This is a genomic window from Streptomyces sp. NBC_00878 (assembly GCF_026341515.1).
In the GTDB taxonomy this organism is placed as follows: Bacteria; Actinomycetota; Actinomycetes; order Streptomycetales; family Streptomycetaceae; genus Streptomyces.
This window is the reverse complement of record NZ_JAPEOK010000001.1, coordinates 7918301-7937396: the sequence shown is the minus strand read 5'-3', so window position 1 is coordinate 7937396 and position 19096 is coordinate 7918301. Positions and strand designations below refer to the sequence as shown.

18 protein-coding genes are annotated in these 19096 nt (G+C 70.5%); 13 read left to right on the top strand and 5 right to left on the bottom strand.

Features of this window, described 5'->3' with window-relative positions; genetic code table 11:
- Window positions 1-44 precede the first annotated feature (44 nt).
- Together htpX and OHA11_RS34400 are read left to right on the top strand one after the other, a co-directional pair.
- Window positions 45-965: a zinc metalloprotease HtpX gene (gene htpX, locus OHA11_RS34405; RefSeq protein WP_266502971.1), complete on the top strand. Its 921-nt coding sequence runs from the start codon at window positions 45-47 to the stop codon at window positions 963-965.
- Window positions 966-967: 2 nt separating this feature from the next.
- Complete coding sequence (locus OHA11_RS34400) at window positions 968-1555, top strand: hypothetical protein (protein WP_266502969.1); 588 nt, start codon at window positions 968-970, stop codon at window positions 1553-1555.
- Between the two features lie 139 nt (window positions 1556-1694).
- Here the strand turns inward: OHA11_RS34400 and OHA11_RS34395 are convergent, their stop codons facing one another.
- From OHA11_RS34395 to OHA11_RS34385, 3 genes are all read right to left on the bottom strand, one after another.
- Window positions 1695-1994: a hypothetical protein gene (locus OHA11_RS34395; RefSeq protein WP_266502968.1), complete on the bottom strand. Its 300-nt coding sequence runs from the start codon at window positions 1992-1994 to the stop codon at window positions 1695-1697.
- A gap of 234 nt (window positions 1995-2228) precedes the next feature.
- Window positions 2229-2537, bottom strand: coding sequence for a hypothetical protein (locus OHA11_RS34390; RefSeq protein ID WP_266502967.1), 309 nt, complete (start codon window positions 2535-2537; stop codon window positions 2229-2231).
- Window positions 2538-2867: 330 nt separating this feature from the next.
- Window positions 2868-5702: an AAA family ATPase gene (locus OHA11_RS34385; protein WP_266502966.1), complete on the bottom strand. Its 2835-nt coding sequence runs from the start codon at window positions 5700-5702 to the stop codon at window positions 2868-2870.
- A 170-nt stretch (window positions 5703-5872) separates the two neighbouring features.
- Between OHA11_RS34385 and OHA11_RS34380 the strand changes: the two genes are divergently transcribed.
- From OHA11_RS34380 to OHA11_RS34345, 8 genes are all read left to right on the top strand, one after another.
- On the top strand, window positions 5873-6232 hold the full coding sequence (locus OHA11_RS34380; protein ID WP_266502965.1) for an ArsC/Spx/MgsR family protein: 360 nt from the start codon (window positions 5873-5875) through the stop codon (window positions 6230-6232).
- Window positions 6233-6404: 172 nt separating this feature from the next.
- Complete coding sequence (locus tag OHA11_RS34375; protein WP_266502964.1) at window positions 6405-7076, top strand: hypothetical protein; 672 nt, start codon at window positions 6405-6407, stop codon at window positions 7074-7076.
- A 370-nt stretch (window positions 7077-7446) separates the two neighbouring features.
- Entirely contained in the window at window positions 7447-8475 is a 1029-nt protein-coding gene (glnII, locus tag OHA11_RS34370; protein WP_266502963.1) for a glutamine synthetase, read from the top strand.
- Between the two features lie 332 nt (window positions 8476-8807).
- Window positions 8808-9434 carry a winged helix-turn-helix domain-containing protein gene (locus tag OHA11_RS34365; RefSeq protein WP_266502961.1) on the top strand — a complete coding sequence of 209 codons (627 nt, stop codon included), beginning with the start codon at window positions 8808-8810 and terminating at the stop codon, window positions 9432-9434.
- 103 nt (window positions 9435-9537) lie between these two features.
- Window positions 9538-10644, top strand: a complete 1107-nt coding sequence (locus OHA11_RS34360; RefSeq protein WP_266502960.1) for an NAD-dependent epimerase/dehydratase family protein — start codon at window positions 9538-9540, stop codon at window positions 10642-10644.
- Window positions 10645-10730: 86 nt separating this feature from the next.
- Window positions 10731-12035 carry a sensor histidine kinase gene (locus tag OHA11_RS34355; protein ID WP_266502959.1) on the top strand — a complete coding sequence of 435 codons (1305 nt, stop codon included), beginning with the start codon at window positions 10731-10733 and terminating at the stop codon, window positions 12033-12035.
- Window positions 12020-12673, top strand: coding sequence for a response regulator transcription factor (locus OHA11_RS34350; protein WP_266502957.1), 654 nt, complete (start codon window positions 12020-12022; stop codon window positions 12671-12673). Before OHA11_RS34355 ends, OHA11_RS34350 begins: the two co-directional genes overlap by 16 nt.
- Before the next feature lie 301 nt (window positions 12674-12974).
- Complete coding sequence (locus tag OHA11_RS34345) at window positions 12975-14525, top strand: DUF1996 domain-containing protein (RefSeq protein ID WP_266502956.1); 1551 nt, start codon at window positions 12975-12977, stop codon at window positions 14523-14525.
- Window positions 14526-14611: 86 nt separating this feature from the next.
- On the opposite strand, the gene OHA11_RS34340 is transcribed toward OHA11_RS34345, so the two are convergent.
- Entirely contained in the window at window positions 14612-15079 is a 468-nt protein-coding gene (locus OHA11_RS34340) for a hypothetical protein (protein ID WP_266502954.1), read from the bottom strand.
- Window positions 15080-15410: 331 nt separating this feature from the next.
- On the opposite strand from OHA11_RS34340, the gene OHA11_RS34335 reads away from it, so the two are divergent.
- The 3 genes from OHA11_RS34335 to OHA11_RS34325 all read left to right on the top strand — a co-directional run bounded on the left by OHA11_RS34335 (window position 15411) and on the right by OHA11_RS34325 (window position 18698).
- Entirely contained in the window at window positions 15411-15932 is a 522-nt protein-coding gene (locus OHA11_RS34335) for a tetratricopeptide repeat protein (protein WP_266502952.1), read from the top strand.
- A 60-nt stretch (window positions 15933-15992) separates the two neighbouring features.
- The gene (locus tag OHA11_RS34330) at window positions 15993-17945 is read left to right on the top strand and encodes a hypothetical protein (RefSeq protein WP_266502951.1); all 1953 of its coding nucleotides are present in this window, start codon (window positions 15993-15995) and stop codon (window positions 17943-17945) included.
- Window positions 17946-18008: 63 nt separating this feature from the next.
- Window positions 18009-18698 carry a TetR/AcrR family transcriptional regulator gene (locus tag OHA11_RS34325; protein ID WP_266502950.1) on the top strand — a complete coding sequence of 230 codons (690 nt, stop codon included), beginning with the start codon at window positions 18009-18011 and terminating at the stop codon, window positions 18696-18698.
- A gap of 39 nt (window positions 18699-18737) precedes the next feature.
- On the opposite strand, the gene OHA11_RS34320 is transcribed toward OHA11_RS34325, so the two are convergent.
- Window positions 18738-19094 (bottom strand): 5-carboxymethyl-2-hydroxymuconate Delta-isomerase, encoded by a 357-nt coding sequence (locus OHA11_RS34320; RefSeq protein ID WP_266502949.1) that lies wholly within the window; start codon window positions 19092-19094, stop codon window positions 18738-18740.
- Between the last annotated feature and the right edge of the window lie 2 nt (window positions 19095-19096).

Genomic DNA, 19096 nt, shown 5'->3' with positions numbered 1-19096 from the left:
GCACACTGGAATCGGGACGAGTGCCCGATTTCGAGGTGATCGCTATGCAGAGCCGCTTCCAGGCCGACCCGCGGCTGACCGTACGAATGGGAACCACGCTGTTCCTGCTCGGACTGCTGTACGTGGTGTTCGTGGCCGCGCTGATCGTGCTGCTGAAGTCCTGGGTACTGGTCGTGGTCGTCGCCGCGGCGCTGCTCGGCGCGCAGTACTGGTTCTCGGACCGGATCGCACTGTTCGCCATGCGTGGGCGGATCGTGGAGCGGGAGGAGTATCCGCGGCTGCACGGGGTGGTCGACCGGCTGTGTGCCGTCGCCGACATGCCGAAGCCGCTCGTCGCCGTCTCCGATATGGATATGCCCAACGCCTTCGCGACCGGGCGGAACCCCGATCACGCGGTGCTCTGTGTGACCACCGGGCTGCTACGGCGGCTCGAACCCGATGAGCTCGAAGGTGTACTGGCGCACGAGCTGTCGCACGTGGCGCACAAGGACGTCGCGGTGATCACCGTCGCTTCCTTCCTCGGGGTGATCGCCGGGCTGATCGTCCGGTTCGCCTTCTACTCGCAGCTTCTGGGCGGCGGGCGCAGGGATCAGAACACGGCCCTGGTGTTCATGGCCGTCATGACGGTCTCGGCGGCCGTGTACGCGATCAGTTTCCTGCTGATCCGGGCGCTGTCCCGGTACCGCGAGCTGGCCGCCGACCGGGCCGCGGCCCAGCTCACCGGGCGGCCCTCGGCGCTGGCGTCCGCGCTGACCAAGGTCACCGGGGACATCGCCAGGATCCCGACCAAGGACCTGCGGACGGCCCAGGCCTTCAACGCCTTCTACTTCACCCCCGCCCTCGGCGCCGAACCTGGCGTGGCGAAGTACTTCTCCACCCACCCGAGCCTGGAGCAGCGGCTCGAACAACTGGCACGTATCTCGGCGGAGCTGGGTGAGGCGGCGACCCCGGGGAAGGCCGACTGAACATGCGGCTCCTGGACATCCTGCTGGGGCGCAGCAAACCGGTCGCGCCCGACCTCGACCAGCTCTTCGCCCTGCCGTCGGCCGCCATCACCTTGCAGGCGGCCGCCGGGTTCACCCCGACCGGGACGGGCGCGGTGTGCTTCGCGACCGTGGAGGGCGGGGCGTTCACCGAGGCGCGTCAGGAGGTCCAGGAGCTGCTGGACGCGGACGCGGAGCGCGGTGGCCCGCCGGTGGAGGTCAGCCGGGACGAGTACGGATACTCGTGGCTGGTCTCGCGGCGGGAGCCCGACGATCTGCCCGCACTGGTGAGTGATCTGCACGCGGTCAACAGCGCACTGGAGGGCAGCGGCTTCGGGCCGCAGCTGCTCTGCTCGGTGGCGAGCTTCCAGGGCTCTGACCAACGGCGGCTCGGGATCGTCTATCTCTACAAACGCGGCACGTTCTATCCCTTCGCGCCGCTGGCCGGTACGGGCCTGCGGCGCGACAACGCGCTGGAACTGCAGATCAAGGCCGCGCTCACCGACGATCTGCGGATCGAGCGGGATCTGAGCCGCTGGTTCCCGATCTGGGGCGCCCCGGGCCTGGGCTAGCAGCTCCCGGACTGGTTCCTCACCGGACTGGTTCCTTGTCGGGCTGGTTCCTGGTCGGGCTGGTTCCTCGCCCGACTGGTTCCCCACCGGACTGCTTCCCCGCCGGGCCGGTTCCTGGTCGGGCTGGATCCTCGTCGGGCTAGTTTCCCTTCTGGCGGGTCATCCAGGGGCGTTCGCGGCGGTAGCGGCGCTCCCACCTGGCCTGCTGGTCACGGCGTTCGCGGTACGCGCGGTAGTCGTTGTCGCCGCGCAGCGACCCACCCGACGAGCCGCCCGAACCCGAGGAGCCGCGGGGCGGTGCGGAGCCCGTCGACCCCTGGCCCGCGCGGCCGTAACGGAAGTGCAGGTAGAGCAGGGCGGCCCCGGCGAGCCACCAGACGGGGTTGTTGAAACCGAGGACGACCAGAGCGAGGATCGCCAAAATGATCAAGGTACCCATGATGGGTCTCCTTGTGCGTGAGTGGTGGGACCTTGAGATGTCCGACGCGGCGCTGGGGGAAGGGCGCCTGTCCGTCGGTGCGTTGAGAGTAGCCCTCAGGATGCCGGGTGATGCCTCTCCGGCGGAAACGAATAACGCCAGGCTTCGAGCGCGAACGCTCACAGAACTCCTGAAGCCGAACAAACCCGGTGCGCCGCCTGCTCCGACAAGCGGGCGGCGCACCGGGTGCGGGCCTCAGCGGGCGTACCTCATCAGGGCTCGGACCATGTGGCACGTGGTGTCCGACGGCGGGTGGACGCCGATGAGTTCGGCCGTGCTGCGGATCTTCTCGTTGCGGGCCTGGTTCGGTACGTACACACCCGAGTCGAGGAGGGCGATCGCGAGCCGCATCGCCTTCAGGCGGCGGTTGTGCGTGATGTACCAATCGCGGGGGCGTCCCGGTGGCAGCGGACGCTTCTCGATCGGCTCGTACGGCAGGTCGAGCAGGACCGCCCTCTTGGATGTGGACTGAGTGGGCAGCGGGCTGAGTGCGGCAGCGGGCACAGGCATCCTCCTGTCGCGGTCAGGGAACCGTCCGGCCTCTCCGGCGGCACCCTCGAACACTGCTTACAGTTTACCGGCCGCCACTGACATCCAGTGAGTCCAGGACATCCAAGAAAAGCCCAGGTGGACAAGGGAGTTGGCGCCGTGTCACCCATGGTTTTCGAGAGGTGCGTGAGACGGCGTAAATTCGAACAGAGCCATCGACGGGTACGGCGGAGGCACGCCGGACCGGCGGCGAAAAGTCATCGCCGCCGGCCGAGCCACTGAGCGGCCGAGAGTGCGTGCCAGGCGCCGCCCGCCGCCCGGCGGGCGGGCATGTGACGACCGGGGCTACTCGGGAGGCGTGTCCGCCAATGCGTCGCGCAGGGCGGCTCGGGAGGCCACGCCAAGTTTGGGGAAGAGCTGGCGCAGGTGCGCGGCGACGGTGCGTGGGGAGAGGAAGAGGCGTTCGGCGATCTGTTTGTTGGTGAGGCCGGCCGCCGCGAGCATGGCGATCTCCCGTTGCTGTGGCGTCAGTGACGCCGGCCCGGTGACGGCGGCGGCCCCGAGGGACAGGCCGGTCGCCCGCAGTTCGTTGCCTGCGCGGGCTGCCCAGGGGAGGGCGCCGAGTCTCTCGAAGGTGTCGATCGCGTCGCCGAGACGGGTGCGCGCTTCCGTGGTGGATTTCGCCCGGCGGAGACGTTCGCCGTACGCGAGTTGGACCCGGGCGCGTTCGAAGGGCCAGCGTTCGGTGCCGGGTTCGGCGAGCGCCTCCTCGAACAGCTCGATCGCGTCGGGGTGGTCCACTGCGGCGATCGCCGCCGACGCGTTCACGAGCATGGCGAGCCGTGGCGAGATCGCGGCGATACCGGCCTCGCGTGCCGCCGCGGCATGAGCCGCCGCCTCCTCGACCCGGCCCGTTCTGACCGCGGCCTCGACCAGATCCATGATGACGAACAGGGCAGGAGGAACGTGCGAGGCGAGCTCACCCGCGCGGCTGATGGCGCACGCGTGCCGGTAGGCGTCCTCGAAGCGGCCGCGGCCGAGCGCGGCGAGCGCCCTGGCGTGCGAGGCGCACGAGAGGTACGAACTCACACCGCGCGGTGTCGCCCACAGGGTCATCTCGTCCGTCAGTGCCCTGGTGGCCTTTTCGTCACCGCGCGCGGCGGCCACCAGTGCCCGTTGGTACAGGAACTCCGTCGACAGCAGCTGGTAGCTGTGGGCTTCACCCAGGTCCCGGCCCTGGGCCGCCTGCGTCTCCAGCTCGTCCCACTCACCTGCCGCGAACTGGTCTCTGCCCAGGTAGACCAGTCCCTGGATCTCCACGGTGAGCATGAGGTTGTCCCGCCCGTCGCGGAGCACGCGCCGCAACGCCGTCCTGCACCCCGGCAGCCGGTCCACGTACAGGGATGCCATGGCGGTCCTGACGACTCGGACGGGGTCGGCATCCTGGTCGAGGGAGGTGATGACCTGATCGAGCCTCCCGAGCGCGGGCGGTGCCGTCCGAGCCGGGTCGGCCATGGTGCTGAGGGTCAGGGCCAGCTGGTCCGGGATCTCCGGTTTCAGCAGGCTGAGCGCCCGGTGCAGCGGTTCCCACAGCTCCGGACGCTGGCTGTTCTGGCACAGCCAGGCGAGGGTGTACAGCGCGTCGTTCATGGTGGCGTCGGTCGCGTCGTACGGCTGGTGCTGCATCTCGATCGCGCCGACGAGCAGCCGGTGGGCGGTGTCCAGGTCGCCCTCACCACTGAGGAGGATGTGGTGCGCCGCCGCGACCGCGGCGACCAGCGGGCCGGCCCGGCCGCCGTCGGCCAGCCGGGCCTCTTCGAGCAGTCGGGGCACATCACGCAGATCACCGGTCAGATCCGCGCCGAGGTAGGCGGCCTCGGCGATCCGGCGACTGCGTTCGTAGCCGCGCGGACTCAGCTCCGCGGCGCGCAGCAGCGCGGCGATGGCACCGCCCGCGTCGCCACGCCGTACGTTGTCGCGCGCCAACTCCTCAAGGAGGACCGCGACTTCCTCGGTGGGCTCGACCGTGGCGTGGGCGAGGTGCCAGGCGCGTCGCTCGGGCCGGTCGGCCCGCTGCTCGGCCAGGGCACGGTGTACCTCGCGGCGCAGGCCGCTGGTGGAGAGCTCCACGACGGCGGAGCGCGTCAGGGGATGGCGGAACGCCAGTCGGCCGGTGCCCTCGTCCACGTACACGAGTCCGGCCCGCTCCGCGATCGCCAGGTCTTCCATCCCGGTCCGCTCGAAACCGGCCGACGCAAGGACGTGCAGATCGCCGGTGCCGTCCAGGACCGCGTAAAGGAGGAACAGCCGGGTCGCGGCGGGCAGCGCCTCGACCCGGGACGCGAACACGGCCTGGAGGCGGCGGCTCAGCGGCAGCAGGTCGGGCACGCCGGATCCGGAGCGTTGCGGGGCACTGAGAGCGAGGGGCAGTTCCAGCAGGGCCAGCGGGTTGCCCTGCGCCTCCGCCAGCAGACGCTCGCGCACGCGAGGGGCCAGGGAAGGGGAACGAGCTTGGATCAACGCCGCCGCCGCGGTCGTATCGAGAGGCTGTACGTGGTGATGGGGCAGCCCGCCGCCTTCGAAGAAGCTGCCTTCGTCCGACCGGAACGCGCCGAGGAAGCCGACCCGGCTGCCGCCCAGGCGGCGGGCGACGAAGCCCAGCACCACGGCGCTGGCGCGATCCAGCCACGGAAGATCGTCGACGATCACCAGCAACGGCCGCTCCACGGCGGCCTGGACGAGCAGGGTCAACGCCGCGTTCGACACCAGCAGTTGATCGGAAGGCGCGCCCTGGTCCAGGCCCAGCGCGACACTCAGGGCGGTGCGGTGCGGGTCGGTCAGCCGATCGAGTCCGGGCAGCAGCGGCTGGAGGACCTGATGGAGCCCCGCGAAAGTGATGGTGCTCTCGAACTCCACCCCGGCGGCTCGCACGACCCGCATGCCCGCGCCGTGAGCCTGTTCGGCCGCGGCGTCCAGCAACACCGTCTTGCCGACACCGGGATCCCCGGACAGCAGCAGTGCCCCGCCGGAGACCATGGCCTCGTCGACCAACTCCCGGATCAGTCCGAGGTCGTGATCGCGTCCGACCGGATGTCCGGCCGGACCCGACAGCGGATGTCCGGCAGCACCCGGCAGCGGATGTCCGGCCGGATCCGGCAGCGGAGGCCCATCCCCGTTCATGCGCGTCTCCCTTTCGACCTCGGCACTTTAACCCTTGGCCGCTGCCGGTAGCGCCTGGCCGCCGCCGGTCGGCATGCGATCAGGTGCGGGTGGTCAAGGCCCTGGCCAGAAGGGTTTCGGGCCGAGCCGGGACCGGTGTCCGGCACGGCGCTTCGCGTACCTTGTGCGGTATGGAGATCTGGATCAATCCGGCCTGTTCGAAGTGCCGCGGCGCCCTCAAGCTGCTGGACGAGGAGGGGGCCACGTACACGGTTCGGCGCTATCTGGAGGACGTGCCGAGCGAGGCCGAGATCCGGGAGGTCCTGGACCGGCTGGGGCTGGAGCCCTGGGACATCACCCGGACCCAGGAAGCCGAGGCGAAGGAACTGGGGATGAAGGAGTGGGCCCGGGACGCCGGTTCACGGGCGCGGTGGGTCAAGGCTCTGGCGGAGCGTCCTCGGCTCATCCAGCGCCCGATCATCACCGCGGAGGACGGAACCGCCGTCGTGGCCCGTACGGATGAGGCCGTGCGGGACGCCTTGGGACGTTAGATGGCGGGCGCATGCCGGGGCGGATGCATGACGAGGGCCTGGGGTTCCCCAACTCGCGTGTGATCCACGTTACTTAAGTGAATCCTGTGAGCCGTTGAGCAAGTCCGTTCGGTACCTCGTACATAGCGGCGTACGGTCGCCGCCAGGAGCGGCCGGGGATAAGGAGCCGTTCATGTCACGCGGAAGAACTCTCAGCCCGAAGAAGAAGATCGCGCTGCTGGTGACCGCCGCGGCGGTAGCCGGCGGTGGAGCCTTCGCCTTCGCCGCCACCTCGAACGCGGCCCCCACCGGGTCCTCGGTGGTCTGTGACGGGCTGGCCACCGCGCTCGGCAACAACGAGAAGTTCATTGAGGGGCAGCGCACCGCCCCCGACGCCCAGTCCGCGGCGAGGATCGCCAACCGGGAAGCGGTGATCGCCCAGATCAAGGTGCAGCAGAAGGCCTCCGGCTGCGAGGTCGGTGAGTCCTCGCAGGCAGGCGCGCCGCAGGCGGAAGCACCCGCCGCGTCGACCCCGCCGGCCGCCGAAGCGCCTTCGCCGAGCGCGCCCGCAGCGGGTAACGCCGGTGGTGACACGGGCGGTGGCAACGTTGCCAATGGCCAGCAGGTCTGCAACGGATCCACCGTCACCCTCTCCGGTGAGGGCGGCGCTCCGGCGGCGTCCAGCAACCAGTTCCCGGCCGGTACGAAGCTGAAGGTCACGAACCTGGACAACAACAAGTCCACGACCGTGGAGGTCACTTCGGTCTCCGGCAGCTGCGCGCTCCTGAACAACGCGGCGTTCGAGCAGGTCCGCGAGCCCGGCAAGTTCCTGATCCGCAGGGCCCTCATCGAGAAGGTGGGCTGAGCCCTCATCGAGAAGGTCGGCTGACGGAACAGTCATCGTCGGCGTGCAGCAACAGGGTGGCGGCTTCGGCCGCCGCCCATTGCGCGTTGTGGGGCCCTCCCGCTCGAACGAAACCCATCGCATACGAGGAATCCGCGGGCCTGCCGACCACAGCGCGGAATCCGCCGTTCGGGAGGCGGGCAGGCGGCCCGCGAACGCTCTCAGCGAGTGAGCCGCAACACAGAGGCGCCAGGTAACACGGGGTTCACTTTCGAGCAATGATCGGGAAATGGCCTGTTGACAGGCTGCGGGGCATCCCCGCGGCGCCCCAGTGAGGCAGCGCCGCAGCACCCGCATTGCGCGCACAGACACACCCCGAAGGATGTGGCCCGTGACCTTCAAGGCTGAGTACATCTGGATCGACGGCACCGAGCCGACGGCCAAGCTCCGTTCGAAGACGAAGATAATGGCCGACGACGCCAAGGGTGCGGAGCTGCCGATCTGGGGCTTCGACGGGTCGTCCACGAACCAGGCCGAAGGTCACGCCTCCGACCGCGTGCTCAAGCCGGTCGCCGTCTTCCCGGACCCGATCCGCGGCGGCGACGACGTGCTCGTCATGTGCGAGGTCCTCAACATCGACATGACGCCGCACGAGTCCAACACCCGTGCCGCGCTCACCGAGGTCTCGGACAAGTTCGCCGCGCAGGAGCCGATCTTCGGCATCGAGCAGGAGTACACCTTCTTCGACGGCGAGCGCCCGCTCGGCTTCCCCGTCGGCGGCTTCCCGGCCCCGCAGGGCGGCTACTACTGCGGCGTCGGCGCCGACGAGATCTTCGGCCGTGAGATCGTCGAGGCCCACCTGGACAACTGTCTCAAGGCCGGTCTCGCCATCTCCGGCATCAACGCCGAGGTCATGCCCGGCCAGTGGGAGTTCCAGGTCGGCCCGGTCTCCCCGCTGGAGGTCTCGGACCACCTGTGGGTGGCCCGCTGGCTGCTCTACCGCACCGCCGAGGACTTCGACGTCTCCGCGACGCTGGACCCGAAGCCGGTGAAGGGCGACTGGAACGGCGCCGGTGCGCACACCAACTTCTCCACGAAGGCGATGCGCGAGGGCTACGACGCGATCATCACCGCGTGCGAGTCGCTGGGCGAGGGCTCCAAGCCGCTCGACCACGTCAAGAACTACGGCGCCGGCATCGACGACCGGCTGACGGGTCTGCACGAGACCGCCCCGTGGAACGAGTACTCCTACGGTGTGTCCAACCGTGGTGCCTCGGTGCGGATCCCCTGGCAGGTCGAGAAGGACGGCAAGGGGTACATCGAGGACCGTCGTCCCAACGCCAACGTCGACCCGTACGTGGTGACGCGGCTGATCGTCGACACGTGCTGCTCTGCCCTCGAGAAGGCCGGGCAGGTCTGATTCGGCTGTGTTCTTCGGAAGGGGCGCCCACTGATGGTGGGCGCCCCTTCCGCGTTCGGTCAGGGGTTGAGGCTGTCCGGCCTGTGAGAGGAGGCTGCTCTTGGAGGCATGTCTCTGCTTCAATGAGGGCATGACCGGCTTCCAGAAGTTCACCGCTACGGGTCTTCATGACCTTGAGCCCTTCTGGCCTTCCCGTCAGCATCACGACTTCGACCGGGTGTGTTGTCGCGCGACGAACGCGCGGGCCCTCTAAAGCCGTACATTCCGGCCTTCGGCCAGCGCGCACGACGTACGTCCTCCGACGACCTCTCGCGCGAAAGAGCTGACCTCTCATGGCGAACACCCGCACCTTCTCGTCCGTTGCCACCGGCCCGTCCGCGGTCCCCTCCCCCGTGCCTGCCACGGGCTCGGCGCGCCACAGGCTGCGTGCCGTCGACCGGGACGAGGTGGTCGACGTCACCGACCTCCTCCCGCCGGGCGCCACCTGGCTGCCCGCTCCCCCGCACACCCTGCCCACGCTGCCGGGCCGGCCGCCGATGATCGGATACCTGGTCCTCGTACCGGCCGACCAGCCGTCTCTCCTGCCGGTCGCCGTACCGGACGCGCTGCGTGAGACGGGCCGGGCGGAGCTCGGGGACTTCCGGGGCTCCGGGGACTCCGACGACGACTCCCTCGTACGCGTCGACACCGCGCGGCGTACGGCCGAAGTCGGCGGGCAGCCGCTGGACCTCACGTATCTGGAGTTCGAGCTGCTCTCGCACCTGGTGGCGCATCCGCACCAGGTGCACAGCCGCGATCAGCTGGTCACCACGGTGTGGGGCTACGGACACGTGGGCGACGGCCGGACCGTGGACGTCCACGTCGCCCGGCTGCGCCGCAAGCTCGGCGCGGAGCACCGGAACGCGATCCAGACGGTGCGGCGCGTGGGGTACAAGTACACGCCGCCGACCGGGAGTTGATCCCGGCCCCCGGACCAGTTGCGGATTCACCCCGCGGCGCCGCGGTTCGTCTGTCGGCAGATTGCCGTTCCGTCGCGCGGGGCCGCCGGGCAGAGTCACTCGTATGAGACTTCTGACGCTGGGTGGTACGGAGTTCGTGGGCCGGGCCGTCGTGGAGGCGGCGCTCGCCCGCGGCTGGGACGTGACCGTCTTCCACCGGGGACGCCACGAACCTCCGGCGGGCGTACGGTCCCTGCACGGCGACCGGACCGCGCCCGACGGGCTCGCGGCGCTGGCCGGGACCGACGAGGAGTGGGACGTCGTCGTCGACACCTGGTCCGCGGCCCCGCGGGTGGTCCGGGACGCGGCTCGGCTGCTGGCGCACCGCGCCCGGCGATACGTGTACGTGTCGAGCTGTTCCGTGTACGCCTGGCCGCCGCCGGCGGGATACGACGAGGACAGCCCGCCGGTGGCGGACGCCTCCCCGGACGCCGAACAGACCGACTACGCGCGCGACAAGCGGGGCGGCGAACTGGCCGTGCTCGAAGCCTTCGGGGCGGAGCGCTCGCTCCTCGTACGGGCCGGGCTGATCCTCGGCCCGTACGAGAACATCGGGCGCCTGCCGTGGTGGCTCGGCCGGATGGCACGCGGCGGGCCCGTCCTCGCACCCGGCCCCCGTGACCTCCCGCTCCAGTACGTCGACGTCCGCGATCTGGCCGAGTGGACGCTCGGGGCGGCGGAGACGGGTGCGGCCGGGCCGTACAACGTCATCAGCCCGTCGGGCCACGCGACGATGGGGGCACTGCTCGACGCGTGCGTCCAGGTCACCGGAGGCACCGCGGGCGACCCGGTCGCGGGAGGCACAGCGCGCGGCCAAGTCACGGAAGGCGCCGCGCGCGGCCAGGTCGCTGGGGACCCCGTGGGCGGCCGGCGCGCGGGCGGCCCTGCCGAGCTTCGGTGGACCGACCCCGACGTCGTTCTCGCGGCCGGGATCGAGCCGTGGCTGGAGTTGCCGGTGTGGGTGCCGCCGGGGTCGGAGTCGTACGGCGCGCTGCATCGGGCGGATGTGTCCCGGGCGGTACGGGACGGGCTCCGGTGCCGACCGGTCGTCGAGACGGTGGCCGACACCTGGAGCTGGCTCCAGAGCATCGGCGGGACCGCTCCCCAGCGCCCCGACCGCCCGGTGGTCGGGCTCGACCCCTCCGTGGAGGCGAAGGTCCTGGGCGGCTGAGCGCGGCGGGGGTGTCGCTGGCACCACCCCCGTCGGGTGGCCCGGCCCCCGTGACCGAGGCGACCGGCCTCGGCGAGACTGGGGGCATGAACACGAGCGGGGACAACGGGGACACCGGGGACGACAAGGCCCTCGGCGGGCGGGCACGTACCGCCGCGCTCGCCGGAGTGCGGGCGCTGCCGCTGGCCGTCGTGGCGCTGGCCGGGTCGCTCACCCTCTTCGTCCTGTCCGCCGTGTCGATCGTCCTCGTACCGCTGGGCATCGGCATCGTCACGACGCCCTGGGTGCTGGCGGCCGTACGCGGGTTCGCGAACTGGCGGCGCCTGGTGGCGGCCCAGTGGTGCGGTGTGCGGATCCCGCTCGCGTATCGGCCGGTCCCGAAGGACGCCAATCCGTGGGAGCGGTGCTTCGGGATGCTTCGCGATCCGGCGACCTGGCGGGATCTGCTGTGGCTGCCGGTCGACATGATCGCGGGTACGGTCACGGCGCTGCTGCCCGCCGCGCTGCTCGTCTATCCCTTCGAGGGGTTCGCGCTGGGCGCCGGGCTGTGGCGGGTCTTCACGGACGGCACTCGGGTGGGCTGGTGGTACGGGTTCGTGCCGATCAGCGGGCAGCTCAGCGCCCTCGGCGCGGCCGCGCTGGGCGCCGCCCTGCTGGTCACCGGCGTCTACACGGCTCCGCTGCTGCTGCGCGTCCACTTCCTGCTGGCCCGCTCCGTCCTCGGGTCCGGCCGGGGCGAGCTCGCCGAGCGGGTCCGCGTCCTCACCGAGACCCGGCGCGACGCCGTGGACACCTCGGCGGCCGAACTGCGCCGGATCGAACGGGACCTGCACGACGGGGCGCAGGCCCGGCTGGTCGCGATGGGCATGGATCTCGGCACGGTCGAGGCGCTGATCGAGAAGGATCCGGCGAAGGCCAAGCAGTTGCTCGCACAGGCCCGGCAGTCCTCCGCCGACGCGCTCACCGAACTGCGGGACCTGGTCCGCGGCATCCACCCGCCGGTCCTCGCGGAGCGCGGACTCGGCGACGCCGTACGGGCGTTGGCGCTGCGGCTGCCGATCAGTACGGAGGTGGCGGTGGAGCTGCGCGCCCGGCTCGGGGCGCCGGTGGAGTCCGCCGCGTACTTCGCCGTCAGCGAGGTCCTCACGAACGCCGTCAAGCACTCGGGCGCCGACCGCATCTGGGTCGACGTGCACCACGTCCCGGAGCGGGGCGGCCTGCTGCGGATCGCCGTCACCGACGACGGCAGCGGCGGCGCCACGATCGGCGGGGGTTCGGGGCTCTCCGGAGTCGAGCGGCGACTCGGTACATTCGACGGCGTCCTGGCCGTCAGCAGTCCCGCGGGCGGCCCCACCATGGTGACCATGGAGATCCCTTGCGAGTTGTCCTAGCCGAAGACCTGTTCCTGCTGCGCGACGGACTGGTCCGGCTACTGGAGGCGTACGACTTCGAGATCGCCGCGGCCGTCGAGACGGGGCCCGAACTCACCCGGGCACTGGCCGAGTTGGCACCGGACGTCGCCGTGGTCGACGTACGCCTGCCGCCCTCGCACACGGACGAGGGGCTGCAGTGCGCGCTGGCGGCCCGCCGGGCCAGACCCGGACTGCCGGTGCTGGTGCTCTCGCAGCACGTGGAGCAGTTGTACGCGCGCGAGTTGCTCGCCGACGGGGCCGGCGGGGTCGGCTATCTGCTGAAGGACCGGGTGTTCGACGCCGAGCAGTTCGTCGACGCCGTGCGGCGGGTCGCGGCGGGCGGTACGGCGATGGATCCGCAGGTCATCCAGCAGCTGCTGTCGCGGCGCCAGGCGGACGACCAGCCGCTGGGCCGGCTGACTCCGCGCGAGCTGGAGGTTTGTGAACTGATGGCGCAGGGCAGGTCGAATGCGGCGATCGCGGGCCAACTGGTGGTCACGGAGCGGGCGATCGCCAAGCACACGTCCAACATCTTCGCGAAGCTGGGACTTGAGGTCTCGGACGACGACAACCGTCGCGTCCTGGCCGTTCTCGCCTATTTGGACCAGGACCGCTGAATTGGACCAGGACCGCTGAAAAGGTCCCGAACAAGGGTCCAGAAAGATCGGCGGGGGTCGTCCCTAGACCTGTCAGGAGACGGGTCCGGCGTTCCGTTTTCGCTGAATGATATTCAATAATTCCCGCTCAACTGCCGTTGTTTCAGGGGCTTCTGGGCCCCTTGCGCCGGGATTGCGTCACTGAACTCTCATCAATTTCTCGGACCGCTGAACACCTCAGGAACCCCCTCCGTATTGAATGGCGCCGCTTCACCTCCTGTCGGGCGCCTCAATGCCCCCGCAAGGAAGCCAGAGGAGTTCCATGGGACGCACGAACCGTAAACGCCGCTCCACGCTCGCCAACCGGGCGATTGCCGCATCGGCGGCTCTCGCGCTGGGTGGCGGCGGCTTGCTGGCGGCCAACATCTACGCCTCTGCGCACGAGAACAACAAGAACTCGACGCAGAACGCGCAGACGACGGCCGCCGGAGTGGCGACGATCAAATGTCCGGACGTCGGCCAGCAGCTGACCGACGTGCCGAAGGGCGCCCGCGCCGGCGTCGACAAGGAGCTGGCGCGGCTGGACCAGCAGGTCACCGAGGCCTACAAGCGCCTCGCCGACACGCGCCAGGCCCAGGCGGGGGACGCCAGCTACGTCAACAACGCCATTCTCAGCCCGCTGAAGTCCAAGCGGACTGCCACGATCGACCGGATCAACAACAGCATCAAGCGCAAGGGCGGCAAGACGCCGCAGGGACAGGGCGCCGACCAACTCGCCGAGTGTGAGGGCGTGGCGGCCGACCAGCCCGCCGAGGGTCAGGGTCAGGACCAGGCCAATGACCAGGGCCAGGATCAAGGCCAGGACCAGGGTCAGGACCAGGGTCAGGACAACGGCCAGGGTCAGGACCAGGGCCAGGACCAGGGCCAGGGCCAGGAAGGCAACGGTCCGGCGGCGGACGACTTCCAGGACATCACCCAGGTCCAGCCCAACGGCGGTCCGAAGGGCGTGGGCCCGAACGGGCTCGCCGCGAACGGGGACTCCGGTTCGACGGGCACGTTCACCACGAGCTGCGGCACCAACGCGAACGACAACCACAACTCGGACAACGTCATCGTCGCTCCGGGTGTCGACAACGGCGCGCAGCACACGCACGACTACGTCGGCAACCAGGACAACAACGCCTTCACCAGCGACGAGCAGTTCCTCCAGGCCGACACCACCTGCGAGAACCAGGGCGACAAGTCGTCGTACTACTGGCCGGTGCTGCGCCTGCAGGACGGTACGGACGAGTTCGACGCGAACGACCTCGGTGGTGGTGCGGAAGGCAACATCGGCAAGATCCTCGAAGCCAGCGAGGCTCAGCTGAAGTTCGTCGGCAACAAGGCGAGCGATGTCGTCGCGATGCCGCAGGCTCTGCGCATCATCACCGGTGACGCCAAGGCCTTCACCAACGGCCTCGCCAACGCCAACACCAACTGGAGCTGCACCGGCTTCGAGGACCGGCAGCTGACGGACAAGTACCCGATCTGCCCCGAGGGCAGTTCCGTGGTGCGGACGTCCTTCTTCCAGAGCTGCTGGGACGGCCAGAACATCGACAGCGCCAACCACCGCACGCACGTGGCCTTCGTGCAGGCGGACGGAACCTGCGCCAACGGCTTCCAGGCCATCCCCCAGCTCCAGGCCCGTCTGGTCTACGATGTTCCGGCTCCTCAGATCGAGAACGGACAAGTCGTGAACCCGTTCGCGGTGGACGGCTTCCCGGACCAGCTGCACAAGGCGATCACCGACCACAACGACTTCATCAACTTCTTCGACGAGAACACGATGAACCAGGTGGTCGACTGCATCAACAGCGGCCAGCAGTGCCAGTAACAACGCAGTAAGCGATGAGCAGTAGGAAGCCGGCGGTGGGATTCCCCACCGCCGGCTTTCGCTTGCTCCCGACCGAACCCGCGCGGTCAGCTGGTGTGACCACCACTGTCGTGACTACTGCTGCTGCTGGGGTTCTTGTTGTGACTGCCACCGGGGTTCATGTGCTCGGACCCTTCCTCCATGATCCCGCCGAGCTGGCCGCGCAGCGCCGTGACCGTCTTCTTCTCGCCGACGGCGACCCACTTGCGGCCGACGAGGTAGTAGCCGCCGTAGTCCTTCGCCCCGTTCAGCCACTCACGCTGACCGCGGTCGGTGGCGAACGTCGCGAGGATGTACTTGCCGCCGGAGGTCTTGCAGATGGCCTGCCGGATGGTGTCCGCGTCCGTCTGCATGTCGGGCTTGCAGCCCGCCTCGCTCGCGATGTGCTCCAGGCTCCCGCTCGCGGTGGCGGGGACCTTCTCCCCGCTGTCCTCGGAGCCGCAGCCGGTCACCGCGAGCAGTGCCGTGACCGCCCCGGCCGTACCGACCGCGATCCTCTTCCTCGTCAAACGCATTCGTACGTACCTCCGGGTCCGTTCCGGCGACGTGAACGCGCCGGGTCCGTGCGCACCAGCCGGTGCCATCGGCCTCGGAACCCTCCCAGGGACGGGCGAGTTCCGGCCCACGCCGCTGAGAGCCCCGGCGGGGGCTCCTCCTTCGATACGGCTCCCGCACGCTCGGCGCTCAATCGGCACCTGCCCGAACATACGGAACAGTTCCACCTCGGTCGCATCGCAGTGACGGACGCCACTACAGACACCACACCGGCCGCCGTCCACCACCAGGGCTGTCGATGCGTGCGTAAACCGATGCCGTTCGCGGGCACACCCGTGCGAGGCTGGGCTCATGACCACGATCGACGCTGACATCGACGCTGACTGGGAAGAGCGCGTGACGGCCGCCTGGGCCACCTTCGACGACTACGCCGAGGCGCAGGCGGCCGACTTCCGCGCGGTGATCGACGCCCTGGTCGCCGAGTTGCCCGCCGAGAGCCCGGTCGGCCCGTTCGAGCGGGCCTGTGCCTGGGACTCGACGGGCCACTCGGACCGGGCCGTGCCGCTGTACCAGGAGGCGCTGGCGCGCGGGCTCGACGGCTACCGCGGCCGGCGCACGAAGATCCAGCTCTCCAGCTCGCTGCGGAACATCGGCCGGCCGGAGGAGGGCGTCAAGCTCCTGACACCCGAACTCGACGCGCCCTCCGACGAGTTGGACGACGCCGTACGCGCCACCCTCGCCCTGTGCCTGGCGAGCCTGGGCCGCGAGCGCGAGGGGCTCTCGCTCGCCCTGGGCGCCCTGGCCCCTCATCTGCCGCGCTATCAGCGCTCCACGGCGAACTACGCGCGCCAGCTCGTCGAACCGGAGGCATAACTCCCCGCGGACTCGGGGCAGTCCAGGTGACCAACCACGGATTCGCTCGTTCTGCTGAACGTGCAGTCACAGGATGTCGCCCCGCGCCCCGCCCCGAATCCCCGCCCCGGACCGGTCGTCGACGTCGAGCAGGCCGAGGCCGCGCTCGTCGAGCACTACCCCCGGCTCGTCCGGCTCGCCTATCTGGTGCTGCCGCCGAGCCTCGGCCGCAACCGCCGGGTCCTCACCGCGCACGCGCTCACCCAGCGCGCCCTGCCCCACGGCCGCACGTCCGGCGACGCCTCGTTCGTCCCGGCCCAGCAGACCGCCGAGGGCCGCGCCGGCGATCCGGGTTACGCGTACGTACGCCTGCGGGTGCTGCGTACGGCGCTGGAGGCCGGCCGCCCGCTGACGTTCAGGGCCTGGCCGAAGCGCGCGCAGCTGCCACCGCTGCTCCCCCAGGTGTGGGGCCTGCGGCTCTTCCCGCGTTCGGGCGGCGCCGACGAACTCGCCCTGGACCAGCGGCTGTCGGCCCTGTCGGCCCCGGCCCGGGCCGCCTACGTCCTGCGCGGCCTGGAGCGGCTGGCCGACGCGGACGTACGCAGAGTGCTGGCCGCGGCGGGCGAGGAGGACCCGGCCGACGCACTCGCGGAGGCCGACGGCATGGAGGCCGAGTACGGGCTGCTGATGTCCCCCGAGTTCGACCCGTGCTCGCTGCAGGCCCGGCCGCCGGACCTGATGCGCCGCCGCCAGCACATGAAGGCGGCGCTCGCCGCTGCCGCCGCTGCCGCGGTGTGCGGGGCGCTCCTAGGACTGCCCGGCGACGGCTGGGGCCCCGACGGCGCGGCGGCCCCCTCGTACGCGCAGAACCCCTCGGCCCAAGCCGCCCTGGATCCCGGCAAGTTGACGCTGGTTCCGGCGGCGGCGTGGGAGTCGTCCACGCGCACCGACTTCTCCGTGTGGCCCGCGCGCGGCCCCCTCACCGGCGACAAGGCGCTGCTGCGCCGCGCACTCGCCGTCTGGGCGCGCCCCGGCGAGTCCGTACAGGTCTCGGCGACCCCCGGCACCCCGGCGGGCGCGCCGCCGGGACCGCCGCAGCTGCTGTACGCGGGCGAGGTCGACCAGAGCCGGGTCGTGCTGCTCTACGACGGACTGCGCATCGCGCGCTACGCCGAGCCGAAGGACGGCACGCGGGGCGCCGCCCTGGACTTCGCCCGGGTCGACAACGCCACGGGGGCGGAGGCGAACGCGGTGGTCCTCGGCCGCGCCGACGGCAACGTCCGCTATCTGACGGCACCGTGGGTGCGTACGGCGACGGTGCGCGACCTGCTGAAGTCCGCGGCAGGCGCATCAGGTGCCCCCGACTCTTCCGGTGCGACGCGTCTCGGCCGGTCGGCGGACGGGGTGACCGAGCCGTTCGCCAGCCCCGCCCAGCAGACCGGCGAGTGCCGTTCGTGGAACGCGCTGGAGTTCACGGACCGTTCGGGTACCCGGCTGACGACCGACCTCGGTGAGCTGACCCCGGCCCACCTCACCGCGGGCCGCCCCGGGCAGCCCCGCGAGGCGTCGGCGGCGACCTGGGCCCCGCTCGCCTGCTCCCTCGCGGCGGTCCGCGGCGAGGGCGTGCGCTCGGTCAACGCCTGGCAGTACGCCCGGCAGCCGCTGCCCGACGCGAGCGGCACCGCGAACTGGCTGTGCACCCGCGCGGACACCTGGCGCGGCGGCGGCACCCGGGTGCTGGCCCAGTTCCACGCCCAGGGCCAGCCGTACGGCGCGGTCGTGGCGAAGGCGCAGAACGTGGCCGCCTGCGGGGCGAAGGACTCCTACGTTCTGGCGGGCGTGCTGTGGAAGTCCGGTACGGGTGGCTGGTATCTCCTCGCCGCCGGAAGCGGGGACACCGCGTCGATCCGTGCGACGGGCGGAGTCAACGGTTCCGCCCGGGGGAATCTCCTTGCCGTACGGGCCCAACAGGGCGCGCAGGCAAGCCTCAAGGGGGCTCTGGCCAACGGAAGGACGATCGGCGGGCTGCGCTGAGACGGGCGAACACCGTACTGGACCGGCCCATTCCCGGCCGGATCCGATCGGTAAGGTGTTCGTATGACAACCGGGGTACGCCGCAGAATGGGTGTCGAGGAGCGGCGGCAGCAGTTGATCGGCGTCGCCCTCGACCTGTTCAGCCGACGCTCGCCGAACGACGTCTCCATCGACGAGATAGCGTCCGCGGCGGGCATCTCGCGGCCGCTGGTCTACCACTACTTCCCCGGCAAACTCAGCCTGTACGAGGCCGCGTTGAAGCGCGCCTCGGACGATCTGACGGAACGTTTCGTCGAGCCTCAGGAGGGCCCGCTGGGCGCGCGGCTGCTGCGCGTCATGCGGCGGTACTTCGACTTCGTCGACGAGCACGGGCCGGGTTTCTCGGCCCTGATGCGCGGCGGCCCGGCGGTCGGCTCCAGCAACACGAACGCCCTCGTCGACGGCGTACGGCAGGCCGCGTACCTCCAGATCCTGGCCCATCTGCGGATCGAACGGCCGCCCGCGCGCCTCGAGTTGGTCATCCGCTCGTGGATCTCCCTGGCCGAGTCGACCGCCCTGATCTGGCTGGACGGCCGCCGGATCCCGCGCGCGGAACTGGAGGCCCAACTCGTCCACGACTTCGCGGCCCTCACGGCAGTGAGCGCGGCCTACGACCCCGAAATGGCCGACCTCCTACGCCACATGCTGGCAAACGAACCAGCGGAGGGCCCGTTCACGGACTTGATGGGCCGCTTGGTCTCACTGGCGTCGTAGGCGGGGGCGCCCCTTCAGGGGCGCGAACCGAACCGGATGTCAGTCCACGAACTTCTGGTACGACGCATCAAGATCCCGCACCTCCGCGGACGCATGCAACGCCACACCATCAACCGGTTTCACATACGCCCGCACAAGCTCAAGCACCCGCTCGGTCAACAGCACCTTGGTCTCATCTGCCCGCCCCGCCAACAGCGCGAGGCCCACGTGCACCAGCGCATGCCCGGTCACCTCAGCCCCCACGACAACATCCTCCGCGGGCCGGAACCGCGTCTTGCACGCCTCAACCTTCGCGGCAGCCGTCTCCACCACCACCGCATGCAGCGCGCCGGCGAACCCCTGCCGGTCAAACGCGTCGGCGAGCGACGTCGAGTAGTCAACGGTGATCTGCGGCACGG

Coding starts and splice junctions, on each gene's coding strand:
- htpX (WP_266502971.1), top strand. CDS start 45: ATGCAGAGCCGCTTCCAGGCCGACCCGCGGCTGACCGTACGAATGGGA.
- OHA11_RS34400 (WP_266502969.1), top strand. CDS start 968: ATGCGGCTCCTGGACATCCTGCTGGGGCGCAGCAAACCGGTCGCGCCC.
- OHA11_RS34395 (WP_266502968.1), bottom strand. CDS start 1,994: ATGGGTACCTTGATCATTTTGGCGATCCTCGCTCTGGTCGTCCTCGGT.
- OHA11_RS34385 (WP_266502966.1), bottom strand. CDS start 5,702: ATGAACGGGGATGGGCCTCCGCTGCCGGATCCGGCCGGACATCCGCTG.
- OHA11_RS34380 (WP_266502965.1), top strand. CDS start 5,873: ATGGAGATCTGGATCAATCCGGCCTGTTCGAAGTGCCGCGGCGCCCTC.
- OHA11_RS34375 (WP_266502964.1), top strand. CDS start 6,405: ATGTCACGCGGAAGAACTCTCAGCCCGAAGAAGAAGATCGCGCTGCTG.
- OHA11_RS34365 (WP_266502961.1), top strand. CDS start 8,808: ATGGCGAACACCCGCACCTTCTCGTCCGTTGCCACCGGCCCGTCCGCG.
- OHA11_RS34360 (WP_266502960.1), top strand. CDS start 9,538: ATGAGACTTCTGACGCTGGGTGGTACGGAGTTCGTGGGCCGGGCCGTC.
- OHA11_RS34355 (WP_266502959.1), top strand. CDS start 10,731: ATGAACACGAGCGGGGACAACGGGGACACCGGGGACGACAAGGCCCTC.
- OHA11_RS34345 (WP_266502956.1), top strand. CDS start 12,975: ATGGGACGCACGAACCGTAAACGCCGCTCCACGCTCGCCAACCGGGCG.
- OHA11_RS34340 (WP_266502954.1), bottom strand. CDS start 15,079: ATGCGTTTGACGAGGAAGAGGATCGCGGTCGGTACGGCCGGGGCGGTC.
- OHA11_RS34335 (WP_266502952.1), top strand. CDS start 15,411: ATGACCACGATCGACGCTGACATCGACGCTGACTGGGAAGAGCGCGTG.
- OHA11_RS34325 (WP_266502950.1), top strand. CDS start 18,009: ATGACAACCGGGGTACGCCGCAGAATGGGTGTCGAGGAGCGGCGGCAG.